General features: G+C 66.8%; 13 protein-coding genes. 10 read left to right on the forward strand and 3 right to left on the reverse strand.

The features are described 5' to 3' along the window. Nucleotides 1–125 precede the first annotated feature (125 nt). Complete coding sequence (locus tag PJW05_RS10990; RefSeq protein WP_271411728.1) at nt 126–1,163, reverse strand: AraC family transcriptional regulator; 1,038 nt, start codon at nt 1,161–1,163, stop codon at nt 126–128. Continuing rightward, nucleotides 1,160–2,092: a hydrolase gene (locus PJW05_RS10995; protein WP_271411729.1), complete on the reverse strand. Its 933-nt coding sequence runs from the start codon at nt 2,090–2,092 to the stop codon at nt 1,160–1,162. Before PJW05_RS10995 ends, PJW05_RS10990 begins: the two co-directional genes overlap by 4 nt. A 201-nt stretch (nt 2,093–2,293) precedes the next feature. Between PJW05_RS10995 and PJW05_RS11000 the strand changes: the two genes are divergently transcribed. The 4 genes from PJW05_RS11000 (at nt 2,294) to PJW05_RS11015 (ending at nt 8,094) form a co-directional block, all read left to right on the forward strand. After that, nucleotides 2,294–4,330, forward strand: coding sequence for an NADPH-dependent 2,4-dienoyl-CoA reductase (locus PJW05_RS11000; protein WP_271411730.1), 2,037 nt, complete (start codon nt 2,294–2,296; stop codon nt 4,328–4,330). 246 nt (nt 4,331–4,576) lie between these two features. Then, nucleotides 4,577–5,947 carry a chromosome partitioning protein ParA gene (locus tag PJW05_RS11005; protein ID WP_271411731.1) on the forward strand — a complete coding sequence of 457 codons (1,371 nt, stop codon included), beginning with the start codon at nt 4,577–4,579 and terminating at the stop codon, nt 5,945–5,947. 70 nt (nt 5,948–6,017) lie between these two features. After that, nucleotides 6,018–6,983, forward strand: a complete 966-nt coding sequence (locus PJW05_RS11010; protein WP_442969252.1) for a 1-aminocyclopropane-1-carboxylate deaminase/D-cysteine desulfhydrase — start codon at nt 6,018–6,020, stop codon at nt 6,981–6,983. Nucleotides 6,984–6,987: 4 nt separating this feature from the next. Next, nucleotides 6,988–8,094: a cyclic nucleotide-binding domain-containing protein gene (locus PJW05_RS11015; RefSeq protein ID WP_271411733.1), complete on the forward strand. Its 1,107-nt coding sequence runs from the start codon at nt 6,988–6,990 to the stop codon at nt 8,092–8,094. A gap of 4 nt (nt 8,095–8,098) precedes the next feature. Here PJW05_RS11015 and PJW05_RS11020 read toward each other — a convergent pair whose 3' ends face one another. Beyond that, nucleotides 8,099–9,043 carry a DUF1853 family protein gene (locus tag PJW05_RS11020; protein WP_271411734.1) on the reverse strand — a complete coding sequence of 315 codons (945 nt, stop codon included), beginning with the start codon at nt 9,041–9,043 and terminating at the stop codon, nt 8,099–8,101. Between the two features lie 93 nt (nt 9,044–9,136). Between PJW05_RS11020 and PJW05_RS11025 the strand changes: the two genes are divergently transcribed. From PJW05_RS11025 to pepN, 6 genes are all read left to right on the forward strand, one after another. Next, nucleotides 9,137–10,024: an NAD(+) kinase gene (locus tag PJW05_RS11025; protein ID WP_271411735.1), complete on the forward strand. Its 888-nt coding sequence runs from the start codon at nt 9,137–9,139 to the stop codon at nt 10,022–10,024. Continuing rightward, nucleotides 10,024–10,998 (forward strand): metallophosphoesterase, encoded by a 975-nt coding sequence (locus tag PJW05_RS11030; RefSeq protein ID WP_271411736.1) that lies wholly within the window; start codon nt 10,024–10,026, stop codon nt 10,996–10,998. Before PJW05_RS11025 ends, PJW05_RS11030 begins: the two co-directional genes overlap by 1 nt. Next, nucleotides 10,995–11,861 (forward strand): rhomboid family intramembrane serine protease, encoded by an 867-nt coding sequence (locus tag PJW05_RS11035; RefSeq protein WP_271411737.1) that lies wholly within the window; start codon nt 10,995–10,997, stop codon nt 11,859–11,861. The genes PJW05_RS11030 and PJW05_RS11035 overlap by 4 nt, the downstream gene beginning before the upstream one ends. 36 nt (nt 11,862–11,897) lie before the next feature. After that, the gene (locus PJW05_RS11040; protein WP_271411738.1) at nt 11,898–12,158 is read left to right on the forward strand and encodes a YeaC family protein; all 261 of its coding nucleotides are present in this window, start codon (nt 11,898–11,900) and stop codon (nt 12,156–12,158) included. Beyond that, nucleotides 12,158–12,988, forward strand: coding sequence for a DUF2797 domain-containing protein (locus PJW05_RS11045; RefSeq protein WP_271411739.1), 831 nt, complete (start codon nt 12,158–12,160; stop codon nt 12,986–12,988). The genes PJW05_RS11040 and PJW05_RS11045 overlap by 1 nt, the downstream gene beginning before the upstream one ends. A 101-nt stretch (nt 12,989–13,089) precedes the next feature. Beyond that, nucleotides 13,090–15,747 (forward strand): aminopeptidase N, encoded by a 2,658-nt coding sequence (pepN, locus tag PJW05_RS11050; RefSeq protein ID WP_271411740.1) that lies wholly within the window; start codon nt 13,090–13,092, stop codon nt 15,745–15,747. The last annotated feature ends 299 nt before the right edge of the window (nt 15,748–16,046 follow it).

The following is a 16,046-nucleotide window of genomic DNA, read 5'->3' on the forward strand; positions in this document are numbered from 1 at the left end:
GTTTCCATGACTGCTATCGAACCCGGGAGGAACAGCCAATGGACGATTATCAGGAAGAAATCCTCGATTTCCACGCCTCCGAGCAGGACCCGGTGGAGCCCGCCGACGACGCCACGGAGATGTGATCAGCCCGCCTGGCGCTGGGCGCGGCGGAATTCCCCCGGGGTGCTGCCGCTCCAGCGCTTGAAGGCGCGCTGGAAGGCTTCGGCCGAGGCGAAGCCCAGCAGGTAGGCGATTTCGCCGAAGGCCAGTTCGGTGTCGCGGATGTAGGCCATGGCCAGGTCGCGGCGGGTCTCGTTGAGAATGGCGCGGAACTGGGTGCCTTCCTCGGCCAGCTTGCGGCGCAGGGTCCAGCTGGGCATCTGCAGGCGCGCCGCCACCTCTTCCAGGTCCGGTTCGCGGCCGTGCAGCAGTGGCCCCAGCAATTGGGTGATGCGTTCGCGCAGGCTGCGGGTGCGGGTCAGTTGCTGCAATTCCCTTTCGCAGATCTCCAGTAGTTGCCGCCAGGTGCTCGGGCAGTGCTCGCGGCCGCGCAGCGCCAGGGTGTCCAGGGACAGGCGCAACTGGTTGGCAGCGGCCTCGAACTCCACCGGGCAGCCGAAATACTCGGCATAGCGCTCGGCGTAGTCCGGCGCGGGAAATTCGATCTCCACCTTTTCCAGGCGAATACCGCTGCCCGCCAGTTGGCTCAGGTGGTTCTGCCAGCCGGCCAGCACCGAGTCCACCACGAAGCGGTTGTAGGCGTTGTAGGGGCTGATGGAATAGAAGCGCAGCCAGGCGCCCTTGCTGTCCTCGTGGAAGCTCGATTGGCCCCGGTAGTTACTGGCGTAGAGCCGTTCGAAGCGCGTCAGGGCACGGGCGGCTTCCCGCAGGTTGGGTGCCTGCGCCGCGCAGACGCCCGCCAGGCCCAGCTGGCTGAGGTGGCTGAGGCAGCCCATGCGCAAACCCAGTGCCGGATCGCCGCTGAGCTGGATGGCGGCATGGCCGAGGCGCATGTAGCGCGGGATCGACAGACGTCCCTGGGGTTCGGCGAAGCGCGCGGCGTCCAGGCCAAAGCGCTGCAGCAGCTCCGCGGGCGACTGGCCGGCCTGTTCCAGTGCCGCGACCAGGCTGTGGACGAAGCTGACCGAGAGGTCGCCGAGCTTGACCCGTTGCGCTTTCATCGGGCGCTCAGCCAGGCGTTCAGCAGGTGACTGCCCGGCGCCTCGCTGGCCTGCGGAGCGCCGGCCGGGGTCAACTCGCTGCCAGCGGGCGCGTTGTGCAGAGGCCAGAGCCGACCACGCAGGAACAGCGCCTCGCTGGCGTGGGTCTGGCCGTCGCTCAGGGTCACCTGGCTCTGCGGATAGCCCAGGCTCCAGTCGCGTGTGATGGTCACCAGGCCGCTGGCGGTTTGCAGGTCCTGGCGGGACTCGCCACGGGCGCTCTGCGGCCAGGGCTGGCTGAAGGGCTCGCCGAGCAGTCGGCCGTCCGGGGCGAAGGCCAGCGCCAGGTTATAGAGAGCGCCGTGGCCGCTGCGCAGCTTGCCGTCCTTGAAGTAGGGCGAGGGCAGGAGGATGGAGCCGGCGAGGAGCGTTACCTGGTACTCCCCGGCCAGACGGCTGAACAGTTTCTGGTAGTCCCGCGCCATGCGTCGCGCCTTGGCCCGCAGCAGGGCCTCTTCCAGGTCCTGGCCCTGGAGGAACAGGCGGCCCAGCAGGGTCGGGTGGCTGAGGGTCAGCAACCGGCCGCCCTCGGCGAAGCTGCGGGCCTGGTAGAGGTCGTGCTTCTCGTCCTGCAGCAGCAGCCAGGTGCCGATATGGTCGGGCAGGGCGACCACCGTCTTCTCATTCAGCAGGCCCTGGGCGCGGGCCTGGTCGAGGGCGGCGGCCAGCTTCATCCGCAGCAGGTCCGGGTCGCGGTAGTCGCTGGGGTAGAGCGCCGGGCGGATCGCCAGCAGGTTGCCGTTGGCGCTGGCGGTGCCGACATCGCTGGCCAGGCTGGCGCGCAGGTCGGACAGGTAATGGCCGCGTGGCCGTTCACCGGTCCAGAGCGCATAGGCGGTCAGGCAGCTCACCAGGATGGCGGCGATCAGGGGCGTCAGCAGTTTGCGCATGGGGAGTCCGGGCCTTGGGAATGCCGGTCAGGGTAGGGGACGCACGGCCGCTTGCCAAGGTGGGCTGTCAGTTTGGATCAGTAACTTGTCAGTTTCGATCATTGAGCGGGGCATGCCTGCTCTTTATCTTCAGCCCCATAACCGACCCCGGCCCCGAGGCCAGGGCATTTCGTGAATAGCACCGCCTGTTGTGGAGGAATCATGACCGCAGCCCGTTACCCGCACCTGCTCGCCCCCCTCGATCTGGGCTTCACCACCCTGCGCAACCGCACCCTGATGGGCTCCATGCACACCGGGCTGGAAGAGAAGCCCAACGGCTTCGAGCGCATGGCCGCCTACTTCGCCGAGCGTGCCCGTGGCGGTGTTGGCCTGATGGTCACCGGCGGCATCGGCCCGAACGCCGAGGGCGGCGTCTATGCCGGCGCGGCCAAGCTGACTACCCCTGAAGAGGCGGAGAAGCACCGCATCGTCACCCGCGCAGTGCACGAGGCGGGCGGCAAGATCTGCATGCAGATCCTCCACGCCGGCCGCTATGCCTATAACCCCAAGCAGGTCGCGCCGTCGGCCATCCAGGCGCCGATCAACCCGTTCAAGCCCAACGAACTGGATGAAGCCGGCATCGAAAAGCAGATCCAGGACTTCGTCACCTGCTCGCAACTGGCCCAGCAGGCGGAGTACGACGGCGTCGAGATCATGGGGTCCGAGGGTTACTTCATCAACCAGTTCCTCGCCGCCCACACCAACCAGCGTACCGACCGCTGGGGCGGCAGTTACGAGAACCGCATGCGCCTGGCGGTGGAGATCGTCCGCCGCGTGCGTGAAGCCGTGGGCCCGAACTTCATCATCATCTTCCGTCTGTCCATGCTTGACCTGGTGGAAGGCGGCAGCACCTGGGACGAGATCGTCACCCTGGCCAAGGCCATCGAGGCCGCCGGCGCCACCCTCATCAACACCGGCATCGGCTGGCACGAGGCGCGCATCCCCACCATCGCCACCAAGGTGCCGCGCGCGGCCTTCACCAAGGTCACCGCCAAGCTCAAGGGCGAGGTGAAGATTCCGCTGATCACCACCAACCGCATCAACACCCCGGAAGTGGCCGAACAGGTCCTGGCCGAGGGCGACGCTGACATGGTGTCCATGGCCCGCCCGTTCCTCGCCGACCCGGATTTCGTCAACAAGGCCGCCGAGGGCCGCGCCGACGAGATCAACACCTGCATCGGCTGCAACCAGGCCTGCCTGGATCACACCTTCGGCGGCAAGCTGACCAGCTGCCTGGTGAACCCGCGCGCCTGCCACGAGACCGAGCTGAACTACATTCCGGTGGCCCAGGCGAAGAAGATCGCCGTGGTCGGCGCCGGCCCCGCTGGCTTGGCGGCTGCCACCGTCGCCGCCGAGCGCGGCCACAGCGTGACCCTGTTCGACGCCGCCGGCGAAATCGGCGGCCAGTTCAATGTGGCCAAGCGGGTGCCGGGCAAGGAGGAGTTCTTTGAAACCCTGCGCTACTTCAAGCGCAAGCTGGAGACCACTGGCGTCGACCTGCGCTTGAACACCCGCGTGTCCGCGCAGGATCTGGCCAAGGGCGGCTACGACGAGGTCATCCTGGCCACCGGTATCGCGCCGCGTACCCCGGAAATACCGGGCATCGATCACCCGAAGGTGATCGGCTACCTGGACGCCATCCTCGAGCGCAAGCCGGTCGGGCAACAGGTGGCGGTGATCGGCGCTGGCGGCATCGGCTTCGACGTGTCCGAGTTCATCACCCACCAGGGGCAGTCCACCAGCCTCTCCCGCGAGGCGTTCTGGAAGGAGTGGGGCATCGACGGCGCCCTGGAGGCCCGCGGCGGTATCGCTGGCATCAAGGCCCAGCCGCATGCCCCGGCGCGCCAGGTGTTCCTGCTGCAGCGCAAGAAATCCAAGGTGGGTGACGGCCTTGGCAAAACCACGGGCTGGATCCATCGCACTGGCCTGAAGAACAAGCAGGTGCAGATGCTCAACGCGGTGGAGTACCTCAAGGTGGACGACGCCGGCCTGCACATCCGCGTGGCGGAAGGCGAACCCCAGGTGCTGCCGGTGGACACCGTGATCGTCTGCGCCGGCCAGGACCCGCTGCGCGAGTTGCACGACGGCTTGCTGGCCGCCGGCCAGAGCGTGCACCTGATCGGCGGCGCCGACGTGGCCGCCGAGCTGGATGCCAAGCGTGCCATCAACCAGGGTTCGCGCCTGGCCGCCGAACTTTGATCCACCCCGCCGCCCGGCGTCGGGCCGAGCGGCTTCCCTCCAGCTCCAACCACGTCACATTTCTGCCCTGCCGCCGGTCCGACAGCGTCCGGTGGCGGGGCTCTGCCAACCCAGTCACATTGCTCGGCGGCTAATATCCCCTAGACTTTTCTAAAGTCCGGATCGGTGCGTGCAGAGGAAACCGCGTGCCAAAGGCCCCCCATCAACGCCCGCCGTGATTCACCGCGCAGAGCCAGAGGTAGAGCGATGAGCATGCTGAAGAAGCCACAACTGGTGGAAGCCGTCGTGTTCTTCAACGACCGCGGCATCTGCAAGCAGATGCTCTACTCGGAGTTCGAAGCCATCCTCGACGGTGTGGTCGGCCTGCCGGAGTTCGCCGACTCCCAGATGAACCTGGCCTACCTGATGATCAATCCGCGCCTGCAAGTGCGTGCGGCGGTGTTCTTCTACCTCGACTTCGACGAAGAGGGTCGTGCCGATACGGGCTGGAACCTGCCCCTGCGGCAGTTGGCCGAACGCGCCGGCCGGGGCCCCGACCTGGGCGCCGGCCCCATCCGTCTGGCCTGTCGCAGCCAGTGCCCGGTGGCCTGGCAGCAGATGCACCTGTGGGATCCCAGCCTGAACGCCGATCGCAACGACCTGGCGCTGCTGCGCGATGCCATCAAGGGCAACAGCCTTGGCCTGCTCGTGGAGGAGGAACTGCCCAAGGTGCTGGACGCCGAGCGGTTGCAGATGGCCTCGGAAGACAGTTGGTACGCCCCACCGGAAATCACCCGGGAAATGGCCGAGCAACTGGCGGAGAAGATGGAAAAGGAGCACCGCCTGAAGACCGCCCAGTTGGTGCGGCAGCAGCGCCTGCGTCTCAGCTCCCTCAGCCAGCAGAACGAAGAAGCCATCGCGCGGGTGCGTCAGGCCGCCGACCAGAGCAACTCGGCCCTGCAGGAGCAGATCCGTACCCTGCAGCAGGCTCTGCGCCAGCAGGAAGAGACCAATGCCGAGCTGCAGTCGCAGTTGGCCAGCGAGGTGGAGCGCTATCAGGCGGGTCGTGAGGAAATGACCCTGCAATTGCGTGCCCTGGAGCGCCATGGGCGCACCGAGGCCGACATCCTTCGCACCCAGTTCGAAAGCGAGCTGCAGGCGCGAGTCGCCGCCGCCGTGACCGAGTACCGCGAGCAACTGGCCATCCGCGATGTCGAACTGGCCTACCGCGACCAACTGGACGCCCAGCTGCAGGCCGAGGTCAATCGCCTGCGCCAGGAGTGCGAAATGCTGGAAGGGCAGTCCGGGCAGCGGATGCTGGAGCACCTGGCCCAGTTGGGCGTGGTGTTCGTGGTCTACCACCCGGGCGCCGGCCACCTGACCATCCCGCTGGCGGACATTCCCCGCTATCAGGACAACCCCCAGGCCTACGCGGCGGCCAAGTGCTTCGTCTCCGAGAACCAGTACCGCCAATGGCTGATCCACTACCAGCAGCCCACTTGCGAGGCCAGCCTGGCCAACGGCGAGCGCTGCAGCATGCCCATCGACCGCATCGAGGCGCCCAGCCGCTTCGTGGCCGGCGAGTCCAACTGCTGTCCCCGGCATCGGGCGGGCGGGCGATTGCGTACCGCCGGTTGAGCGGAAGCACAAACCTGCCTGATTTATCCTTGCGCCCCCCGAACGGACGCCAACGGACCCGACCTTGCCCCTGACCCTACCCGACTGGAACCCGCGCGCCACCCTGGCTCCCCTGCGTCTGCCCTGGTTGGACGCGGCTGGCCTGGAGCTGGCCGTGCTGCGCCTGGACGCCTTGGACCCGCTGGTCTCCGGTAACAAGTGGTTCAAGCTGGCGCCCTGGCTGGCCCGCGCCGAGCAGCAGGGCGCCGAGGGGGTGATCAGCCTGGGCGGTGCCCATTCCAACCATCTCCACGCCCTGGCGGCGGCCGGTGCGCGCTTCGGATTTCCCAGCGTCGGCCTGCTGCGTGGCGAACCCCAGGACACACCGACGGTGCGGGACCTCGCGCGCTTCGGCATGGAGGTGCATTGGCTGGGCTACGGCGGCTACCGCGCCCGTCACCAGGCGGGGTTCTGGGAGCCCTGGCGGCAACGCTACCCTGGCTTCCAGGCGGTGCCCGAGGGCGGCGGCGGCCTGCCGGGCGCGCAGGGCTGTGCCGGGCTGGTGGGCATGATCCGCGAGCAACTGGCGGCCCTCGGCTGGGCGGACTATCACAGTCTCTGGACCGCCGCTGGCACCGGCACCACCCTGGCTGGCCTGGTGCTGGGCGAGGCGGGCGCGCACCCGGTGATTGGCGCCCTGGCGGTACCGCCGAGCCATGGCGTGGCCGAACAGGTCGAGGCCATCCTCGACGAGGCGGGCCAGACCGATCGCGACTACCACCTGATCGACGCCAGCCGTGGCGGCTTCGCCCGCCTCGACGCCCGACTCGCGCATTTCCTGCTCGACAGCGAGCGGGAAGGGGGCATGCCCCTGGAGCCCCTCTACACCGCCAAGGCTCTCCTGGCCATCCACGACGAAGCCGGGGCCGGCCGTATTCCCAGCGGCAGCCGCCTGGTGCTGCTGCACACCGGTGGCCTGCAGGGGCGCCGTGCCCTGCAGGCCGAACTGTCGCGACTGGCCGGCTACACTGAGCGGGCAGTGGAAGCACAAGGATGACGCCATGAGCGAACCCCTGACTCCCCAGCAACTGCGTAGCCTGGTTCCGCTCAACGCGCTGACCGACCAGCAGTGGCGCGAACTGCGTACGCAGTTGGTTCCCCAACCGCTGCTGGCGGGCCAGTTGCTGTTTCGCCGGGGCGATCAGGCGCGGATCACCTGGTATCTGCTTTCCGGCGAACTGCTGCTGCGCGACGCCGCGGGTGTCGATACACGCCTGGAAGCGGGCAGCGAAGCCGGTTGCCACCCCGTTTCCACCAGCCTGCCGCGCCTGCACGAGGCCCTGGCATTGCGCGATTGCTCATTGCTGGCCATCGACAGCGCCATACTGGCGCGCCAACTGTCCTGGGGCTCGACCCACCAGGACCTGTTGCTGGAGCACTGCCTGGAGGGTGACGGCGAATGGCTAGAAGCCCTGCTCGCCAGTCCATTGCTGGCCAAGGTGCCGCCGGCCAACGTGCGCAGCATGCTGGAGCGCCTGCGGCGCGTGGAACTGCCGGCGGGCACGCGGGTGATGGACGAGGGCGAGGAGGGCGATTGCTGCTATTTCCTGCAAGCCGGCCGCGCCGAAGTCATCCGTGGCGCCGGCAGTGCGCAGCAGTTGCTGGCCGAGCTGGAAGTAGGTGCCTGCTTCGGCGAGGAGGCCCTGCTGGGGGATTGTCCGCGCAACGCCAGCATCACCCTTTTGGAGGACAGCGTGCTGCAGCGCCTGGACCGCAGCGACTTCCTCGATCTGTTGAAAGCGCCGGTGGTGGACGAGGTCGGCCTGGGTGAAGCTGTGCGCCTGCTGGGGAACGGTGGCCAGTGGCTCGATGTGCGCCTGCAGGAGGAGTACGAACGGGCCCATGCACCCCAGGCGCTGAACATGCCCTTGCACCTGCTGCGCCTGAAGGCACGGCTGCTGGATAGCGATGGAACCTACCTGTGCTACTGCGACAGCGGCAAGCGCAGCGCCAGCGCGGTGTTCATGCTGTCCCAACTGGGCTTTCGCGCCTACGCCCTGCGCGACGGCCTGGATGCCCTGCCGGCGCTGCAGCGGGACGCCCTGATCAGCGAAACCGGCGCCGGCTACCTGGCCCGCTCGGGCGGGCGGATCGAGCGCAGCCGCTGACAGGCTACAAGGGCCCCAGCGGCCAGCGGTCGCTGACCACGAAGACCCGTTCCGCTTCCTTCCAGCGTCCATCGCCATCGGGTGTCAGGCGAGCCAGCAGGCGCGCCGGGCCGTCCGGCTCCAGTTGCTCGCGCCATTGCCGAAGGCGCTCTGCTGTCCAGCGCTCCTCGCTTCCGCTCATCGCTGGCGCCAGCCAGGATTGCCTGGGCATGGCCTGCCAGCAGCCAGCGGCGGACTGGTCGAGGAAGTCGTCCAGCTCGTTCTGGCGGAGCCAGTGGCCGCGCAGGTGGCCCGGATTGGCGCCCTGGGGCGCCGTGCAGTTGCCCGGCCAGGGATAGAACAGGTAACCGCCCAGCCAGAGTTCGGCACTGGCCGGCTGGGCATCCAGTTGAGCCAGCACTTGTCGGCTTTCCGGGCTGGAGGACAGCGGCAGTTGGTGCTGGCTGAGGTGTTCCAGCTTGAGGTCGAGGCGGTCGTGGCTGCCGGGGCCGAGCCATTCCGACGGGTTGCTGCCGTCGCCATGGCGCGGTCCCAGGTAGAGTTTGATGGCCAGTTCCAGGTGATGAACACCTTCTGCGTCGCGCAGCAAGAGGTCGAGCTCGCCCAGGGTCTGGCCGGCGAAGCGGATCGGCAGGTTCGCCGCCAGCAGTTCCACATCCGGCGCCTGGTCCAGGGCGAATTGCCAGAGGCGCTCGTAATAGAAGCCGAGGCGCCGGCTGGGGGCCTCGGCCAGCCAGTGGTCGAGGGGCTCGGGCTGCCGGTCCAGCGTGCGCAGCCAATCGGCCAGGCGTTCGGGATGGCGGGCCCAGCCGCTGGCGCAGAGGGGGTGGCGCTGACGCCAGGGTGGCTGGCTGAGCAGCGGAGGGGAAAGTAGGGCCCAGGCCAGGTCCCGTACGCCGGGGTGGCGCAGTTGGCGGGGCAGGTCGGTCAAGGATTCGAAGGCGTGCATGCTGCGAGCATAGCCGACGGCGGTTTGCCGCTGTCGGCCGCTATCCTCCATAATTTCGCCATTCCCTTCCTACCGATACGGCCCTGGAGCCCTATGGAGCAATTCCGCAATATCGGCATCATCGGCCGCCTGGGCAGTTCCCATGTGCTCGACACCATTCGCCGGCTGAAGAAATTCCTGCTGGACCGCCATCTTCACGTGATCCTTGAAGACACCATCGCCGAAGTACTGCCGGGCCATGGGCTGCAAACGTCTTCACGGAAGATTCTCGGCGAAGTCTGCGATCTGGTCATCGTGGTCGGCGGCGACGGCAGCATGCTCGGTGCCGCGCGCGCCCTGGCGCGGCACAACGTGCCGGTGCTGGGGATCAACCGTGGCAGCCTGGGCTTTCTCACCGACATCCGTCCCGACGAACTGGAAGTGAAGGTGGCCGAGGTGCTGGACGGCCGCTACAGCGTCGAGACGCGCTTCCTGCTGGAGGCGGAGGTGCGCCGCCACGGCGAGGCCATTGGTCAGGGCGATGCGCTGAACGATGTGGTGCTGCATCCCGGCAAGTCGACGCGGATGATCGAGTTCGAACTGCACATCGATGGCCAGTTCGTCTGCAGCCAGAAGGCGGACGGCCTGATCATCGCCACGCCCACCGGTTCCACCGCCTACGCACTGTCCGCCGGCGGGCCGATCATGCACCCCAAGCTCGATGCCATCGTGGTCGTGCCCATGTACCCGCACACCCTGTCCAGCCGGCCCATCGTGGTCGACAGCACCAGTGAGCTGAAGATCGTGGTGTCGCCCAACCTGCAGATCTACCCGCTGGTGTCCTGCGATGGCCAGAACCACTTCACCTGCGCGCCCGGCGACACCATCACGGTGTCCAAGAAACCGCAGAAGCTGCGCCTGATCCACCCCCTGGACCATAACTACTACGAGGTCTGCCGGACCAAGCTGGGCTGGGGCAGCCGACTCGGCGGAGGCGACTGATGAGCCTCGATCCTGGCCGTGGCTACGACCTGATCGGCGACGTCCACGGCTGCGCCCGCACCCTGGAGCACCTGCTCGATCGCCTGGGTTATCGCAAGCACGGCGACGTCTGGCAGCACCCGCAGCGGCTGGCGCTGTTTCTCGGCGATATCATCGACCGCGGCCCACGCATCCGCGAGGCGCTGCACCTGGTCCACGCCATGGTGGAAGCCGGCCAGGCCCTGTGCATCATGGGCAACCACGAGTACAACGCCCTCGCCTGGAGCACCCCGGCGCCACCCGGCAGCGGCCGCCAGTTCGTCCGTGAGCACACACCGCGCCACGCCCGGTTGATCAAGGAAACCCTGGAGCAGTTCGAAGGTCACGCGGCGGACTGGCGGGACTTCCTCGGCTGGTTCTACGAACTGCCCTTGTTCCTCGACGGCGGCCACTTCCGTATGGTCCATGCCTGCTGGGATGGCGAGCTGATTGCCGCCTTGCGTGACATGCAGACCAGCGGCCGGGTCAACGAGGCCTTCATCAAGGCCGCGGCCGACCCCGCCAGCTTCGCCGCCCGGGTGTTCGATCGCCTGCTGCGCGGCACCGACCTGCCGCTGCCCGGCGGCATGACCCTGACCGGCAGCGATGGCTTCACCCGTTCGGCGTTCCGTACCAAGTTCTGGGCCGAGAACCCGCAAACCTATGGCGACGTGGTGTTCCAGCCCGACGCGCTGCCCGAACAGGTGGCCAGCGCGCCGCTGACCCAGGCGCACAAGTCGCGCCTGCTCAGCTACGGGCCGCAGGAGCCGATGCTGTTCGTCGGCCACTACTGGCGGCGCGGTCGGCCCGCGCCGATCCGCGCCAACCTGGCCTGCCTGGACTACAGCGCGGTGATGTACGGCAAGCTGGTGGCCTATCGGCTCGACCAGGAAAGCCGGTTGGACCCGGACAAGTTCGTCTGGGTCGAAGTGGAGCGCCCCGAGGAGCCCCGATGAGTGCAGTGGAAGTATTGCGCCTGCCCCTGAGCGTGGACCTGTCCGGTTTCATCGCCCTGTTGCAGCGCCTGGAAGTGCCCTATCGGGTCAGCGAAGAGTCGGGCGAGCAGGTGCTCTGGGTGCCGGGGGCACAACTGGCGGAGCAGGTGCGCGGGCTTTACGAGCGCTTCCCCGATGGCAACCCGCAGGTCGAGCTGCCCCAGGAGGCGCCGAAAGCGCCGGTGCGTGCTGGCGTTATCGCACAGCTCAAGGCCAGCCGGGTCACCAGCCTGATGCTGTTGCTGACCCTGGCGGTCGCCGCGCTCACGGGCCTGGGCGACAATTTTTCGGTCATCCGCTGGCTGAGCTTCCAGGACTTCCAGATCGAAGGTGACTACATCTATTTCGCGCCGCTGGCCGAAGGCCTGGCGGCGGGGCAGTGGTGGCGCCTGGTGTCGCCCATGCTGATCCACTTCGGCATCCTTCACCTGGCGATGAACGGCATGTGGTTCTGGGAGCTGGGGCGGCGCATCGAGTCGCGCCAGGGCGGCTTCATGCTGCTGCTGCTGACCCTGGGCTTCAGCCTGGTGTCGGATTTCGCCCAGTACTTCAGCAGCGGCGCGTCGTTGTTCGGTGGGCTGTCCGGCGTGCTCTACGGCTTGCTCGGGCACTGTTGGGTATTCCAGCGCCTCGCCCCGTGCCCGGCCTACCGGCTGCCGCCCGGCGTGATGGCGATGATGCTGGTCTGGCTGCTGGTGTGCCTGTCCGGGCTGATCACCGCCCTGGGCTTCGGCGCCATCGCCAACGGCGCGCATATCGGCGGCCTGGTGGCCGGCTGCGCCACCGGACTGGTCGGTGGTGCCCTCGCGCGTTTGCGCCGTTAGAATACGCAGCTCTTTCCCGTTTCCGGTGAGTGGTCCATGTCGTCTTTTGCCCAATTGATCAGCAACATCACCCAGGATGTCTACGAGAGCCTCAAGCTCGCGGTGGAGATCGGCAAGTGGCCGGACGGCCGCGTGCTGACCCAGGAGCAGAAGGAACTGTCGCTGCAGGCGGTGATCGCCTGGGAGCTGAAGAACCTGCCCGAGGACGAGCGCACCGGCTACATGGGGCCGCAGGCGTGCAGCTCCAAGTCCGACCCCATCCCCAACCTCCTGTTCAAGTCGAATTCGGTTCACTGATGCAGGAACTAGGACGCGGCGCACTCAGCAAGATGTCGGTGCGCCTTGAAGCTCCCGTGCAGTACGCCTTCCGCCTGGACGCGGTGGACATCGCGGCGAATCCGCTGATCGGCAGGCCGTTGCGCCTGGAGTTCCTCGGCGCCATCCACTGCATTCACTGCGGACGCAAGACGAAGAAGAGCTTCAGCCAGGGCTACTGCTATCCCTGCTTCACCAAGCTGGCGCAGTGCGACAGTTGCATCATCAGCCCGGAGAAGTGCCATTACGCCGAAGGCACCTGCCGTGAGCCGGAGTGGGGCGAGCGTTTCTGCATGACCGACCACGTCGTCTACCTGGCCAACTCTTCCGGCATCAAAGTGGGCATCACGCGCGCCAGCCAGGTGCCGACTCGCTGGATCGACCAGGGCGCCAGCCAGGCGCTGCCGGTCATGCGCGTGGCCACCCGCCAGCAGTCGGGCTTCGTCGAAGACCTGCTGCGCAGCCAGGTCGCGGACCGCACCAACTGGCGCGCCATGCTCAAGGGTGACGCGCCGGCGCTGGACCTGCCGGCCATCCGCGACGCGCTCTTCGGGCAGCTCGCCGATGGCATCCGTGCCCTCCAGGACCGCTTCGGCCTGCAGGCGATCCAGCCGGTCAGCGATATCCAGCCCATCGAGATCAGCTATCCGGTGGAGGCCTATCCGACCAAGGTCGTCAGCTTCGATCTGGACAAGACGCCGGTAGTGGAAGGTACGCTGCGGGGGATAAAGGGCCAGTACCTGATCCTCGACACCGGCGTGATCAACCTGCGCAAGTACACCGCCTACCAACTGGCCATCAGCGCCGCTTAGTACCATCCCCCAAGGTCGGCTGGGGAATAGTCCATACTCCGACCTTGACCCATTCATCATGCGGCCCAGGGTTTCGGGGCCGCCTATCGAAGAGACTGACCATGCGCACCGAGCAACCGAAAGTCATCTACCTCAAGGACTATCAGGTCCCGGACTACCTGATCGACGAGACCAACCTGACCTTCGAGCTGTACGAGGACCACACCCTGGTCCACGCCCAACTGGTGATGCGCCGCAACCCCGAGGCCGGCGCCGGCCTGCCGCCCCTGGTGCTGGACGGCCAGCAATTGGAGCTGCTGTCGATGTCCATGGACGACCGCGAGCTGGGCGCCACCGACTACCAGCTCACCGACAGCCACCTGACCCTGCAGCCCGTCGCCCAGGCATTCACCCTCGACAGCACGGTGCGCATCCATCCGGAAACCAACACCGCGCTGGAAGGCCTGTACAAGTCCGGCAAGATGTTCTGCACCCAGTGCGAGGCCGAAGGCTTCCGCAAGATCACCTACTACCTTGACCGCCCGGACGTGATGAGCAGGTTCACCACCACCCTGAGCGCCGAACAGCATCGCTATCCGGTGCTGCTGTCCAACGGCAACCCGGTGGCCAGCGGGGCGGAAGAGGGCGGTCGGCACTGGGCGACCTGGGAAGACCCGTTCAAGAAGCCGGCCTACCTGTTCGCCCTGGTGGCCGGCGACCTCTGGTGCGTGGAAGACAGCTTCACCACCATGACCCAGCGCGACGTGGCGCTGCGTATCTACGTCGAGCCGGAGAACATCGACAAGGTCCAGCACGCCATGGACAGCCTGAAGAGGTCCATGCGCTGGGACGAGGAGGTCTACGGCCGCGAGTACGACCTGGACATCTTCATGATCGTGGCGGTCAACGACTTCAACATGGGCGCCATGGAAAACAAGGGGCTCAACATCTTCAACTCCAGCTGCGTGCTGGCCAAGGCCGAGACCGCCACCGACGCCGCCCACCAGCGGGTCGAGGCGGTGGTGGCCCACGAGTACTTCCACAACTGGTCGGGCAACCGCGTGACCTGCCGTGACTGGTTCCAGCTCTCGCTCAAGGAAGGTTTCACCGTCTTCCGCGACGCCGAGTTCTCCGCCGACATGAACTCGCGCACCGTCAAGCGCATCGAGGATGTGGCCTTCCTGCGCACCAATCAGTTCGCCGAGGATGCCGGCCCCATGGCCCACCCGGTGCGCCCCGACTCCTTCATGGAGATCTCCAACTTCTACACCCTGACCGTCTACGAGAAGGGCTCGGAAGTGGTGCGGATGATCCACACCCTGCTGGGCGCCGACGGCTTCCGCAAGGGCACCGATCTCTACTTCGAGCGCCATGACGGCCAGGCCGTGACCTGCGACGATTTCGTCAAGGCCATGGAGGATGCCAACGGCGTCGACCTGACCCAGTTCAAGCGCTGGTACAGCCAGGCCGGCACCCCGCGCCTGCAGGTTGAGGACCGCTACGACGCCTCGGCCAAAACCTACAGCCTGACCTTCCGCCAGAGCTGTCCGGCCACACCGGGGCAAAGCGACAAGCAGCCTTTCGTCATCCCGGTCGAATTGGGGCTGCTGGACGCCGCTGGCAACGACCTGCCGCTGCGTCTCGCGGGGGAAGCCGGGGCGCAGGGCAGTAATCGCGTACTGTCGGTCACCGAGGCCGAGCAGACCTTCACCTTCGTCGACATCGCGGAACGTCCGCTGCCGTCGCTGCTGCGCGGCTTCTCGGCGCCGGTGAAGCTGGCCTTCCCCTACAGCCGCGACCAGCTGATGTTCCTCATGCAGCACGACTCCGACGGCTTCAACCGCTGGGAAGCCGGCCAGCAGCTGTCGGTCCAGGTCCTGCAGGAGCTGATCGGCCAGCATCAGCGCGGCGAGGCACTGGTGCTGGACGCGCGCCTGATCGCGGCTTTCCGCACCCTGCTGGAAGACGAATCGCTGGACCAGGCCATGGTGGCGGAAATGCTGTCCCTGCCGAGCGAGGCCTACCTCACCGAGATCAGCGAGGTGGCCGACGTGGACGCCATCCACGCCGCCCGCGAGTTCGCCCGCCAGTCCATCGGCGAAGCGTTGTTCCAGCCGCTGCTGGCCCGCTACCAGGCCAACCGCGGGATTTCCCGCGACACCGGCTACAAGGCCGAGGCCGCACACATCGCCCGCCGCACCCTGCAGAACATCGCCCTGTCCTACCTCATGCAGAGCGGCAAGGCCGAGGTGCTGGAGGCATGCCTGGAGCAGTTCAACGGTTGCGACAACATGACCGAGCGCCTGTCCGCGCTGGCGGTGCTGGTCAACTCCGGCTTCGAGCAGGAGAAGGCCGACGCCCTGGCACGCTTCGCCGACTACTTCAAGGACGACCCGCTGGTGATGGACCAGTGGTTCAGCGTCCAGGCCGGCTGTGGCCTGCCGGGTGGCCTGGAACGTGTCCAGGCGCTGATGGCGCACCCGGCCTTCACGCTGAAGAACCCGAACAAGGTGCGTGCGCTGATCGGCGCCTTCGCCAACCAGAACCTGGTGAACTTCCACCGGGCCGATGGCGCCGGCTACCGCTTCCTGGCCGACCATGTGATCACCCTGAACGCCCTCAACCCGCAGATCGCCTCCCGGCAGTTGGCGCCGCTCACCCGCTGGCGCAAGTACGACGCCTCCCGCCAGCAACTGATGCGGGCTGAACTGGAGCGCATCCTCGCCTCCGGCGAACTTTCCAGCGACGTGTTCGAAGTGGTCAGCAAGAGCCTAGCCTGATCCCCCTCCGACGGCCCGCACTCAGCGGGCCGTCATCCCCTTGAAATCCCGCCTTCATGAAGTGTTACTGGTTAGCTCCGGTAACACTTTTTTGTTACTCAAGGAAATACATGGCGCCTTCCTTATGTGGGAATCGTCTTAGAAGCCCAGAAAACGCTTGACCAGGCAGCTTTTGGTATGAACGTACATGCCCTGCAAGTGTGATCTTGAGTGACAAATCGTGCCAGATCGTCCGACAAGATCGGACAGAAAATTTGAAATTGATCAGTGGATGATCAGTCACTTGTTTGACTGAATTC

This window comes from Pseudomonas sp. Q1-7 (genome assembly GCF_028010285.1).
GTDB lineage: Bacteria > Pseudomonadota > Gammaproteobacteria > Pseudomonadales > Pseudomonadaceae > Metapseudomonas.

Excerpts from the sequence above, each read along its gene's own strand:
- PJW05_RS10990 (WP_271411728.1), bottom strand. The coding sequence starts at position 1,163 with ATGAAAGCGCAACGGGTCAAGCTCGGCGACCTCTCGGTCAGCTTCGTC.
- PJW05_RS10995 (WP_271411729.1), bottom strand. The coding sequence starts at position 2,092 with ATGCGCAAACTGCTGACGCCCCTGATCGCCGCCATCCTGGTGAGCTGC.
- PJW05_RS11000 (WP_271411730.1), top strand. The coding sequence starts at position 2,294 with ATGACCGCAGCCCGTTACCCGCACCTGCTCGCCCCCCTCGATCTGGGC.
- PJW05_RS11005 (WP_271411731.1), top strand. The coding sequence starts at position 4,577 with ATGAGCATGCTGAAGAAGCCACAACTGGTGGAAGCCGTCGTGTTCTTC.
- PJW05_RS11015 (WP_271411733.1), top strand. The coding sequence starts at position 6,988 with ATGAGCGAACCCCTGACTCCCCAGCAACTGCGTAGCCTGGTTCCGCTC.
- PJW05_RS11020 (WP_271411734.1), bottom strand. The coding sequence starts at position 9,043 with ATGCACGCCTTCGAATCCTTGACCGACCTGCCCCGCCAACTGCGCCAC.
- PJW05_RS11025 (WP_271411735.1), top strand. The coding sequence starts at position 9,137 with ATGGAGCAATTCCGCAATATCGGCATCATCGGCCGCCTGGGCAGTTCC.
- PJW05_RS11030 (WP_271411736.1), top strand. The coding sequence starts at position 10,024 with ATGAGCCTCGATCCTGGCCGTGGCTACGACCTGATCGGCGACGTCCAC.
- PJW05_RS11035 (WP_271411737.1), top strand. The coding sequence starts at position 10,995 with ATGAGTGCAGTGGAAGTATTGCGCCTGCCCCTGAGCGTGGACCTGTCC.
- PJW05_RS11040 (WP_271411738.1), top strand. The coding sequence starts at position 11,898 with ATGTCGTCTTTTGCCCAATTGATCAGCAACATCACCCAGGATGTCTAC.
- PJW05_RS11045 (WP_271411739.1), top strand. The coding sequence starts at position 12,158 with ATGCAGGAACTAGGACGCGGCGCACTCAGCAAGATGTCGGTGCGCCTT.
- pepN (WP_271411740.1), top strand. The coding sequence starts at position 13,090 with ATGCGCACCGAGCAACCGAAAGTCATCTACCTCAAGGACTATCAGGTC.